Source organism: Candidatus Nebulibacter yamunensis (assembly GCF_024208055.1).
In the GTDB taxonomy this organism is placed as follows: Bacteria; Pseudomonadota; Gammaproteobacteria; order Francisellales; family Francisellaceae; genus Caedibacter; species Caedibacter lacustris.
Genome location: NZ_JAMBMW010000062.1, coordinates 1 through 642, shown reverse-complemented (window position 1 = coordinate 642; position 642 = coordinate 1). Strand labels below are relative to the sequence as shown.

Genomic DNA, 642 nt, shown 5'->3' with positions numbered 1-642 from the left:
AATCAACACAGGCTTAAATACTTTAGCGTTGCCATCGTTTTCGACTTTACGAAACGGTAAGGTAAACGAAAAGCTTGGTCCTTCAAATAATGAATCATTCAATTCTTCACCGTCACAGAGCAACTCAGCATAATACTTGGCTAAGGAAAGATCATAAGCAAAGTTATGTTTATCTGTGGCGATATGGCTTTGAGATTTATAGACAAGATGCTCTGCACGAATCTTACCGTCTTCTAATTCTAGAAAGGGCATATTGCCATCAAATTCAAAAGTAACATACAATTTATCTTTCATACCATCTTCGGCAGTGATAGTTAAACGAATGTCTTTTTTTCTACTGTCTCTATCTATGGCTTTTGTGTAATTGGCAAATAAAGTGCGGATAACGTGACGGATTTTTTTATAATCGACATAAAGTTTTTGTTTGGATTTTTCGTCCATATCAAATGAGACACTCACATCGAATTCTGCGCTGATTGAGGCATCTGCAAGATTTACCTCGTTTTGAATAAATTCTTGTAAATGCAAAGGAATTTGGTTTGTTTCTGGTTCCTTATCTTGATCTAATATTGATGTATTTATTTTTTGATAAAGCGAGTATATGTCAGATAAACTTTCATTAATATTATAAAACTCATCATT

At 33.6% G+C, this 642-nt stretch carries 1 protein-coding gene; it reads right to left on the bottom strand.

Annotated features, from left to right (window positions below):
* A partial coding sequence (locus M1V25_RS10280) for a hypothetical protein (RefSeq protein ID WP_236867605.1) occupies positions 1 to 642 on the bottom strand: 642 nt, incomplete at both ends.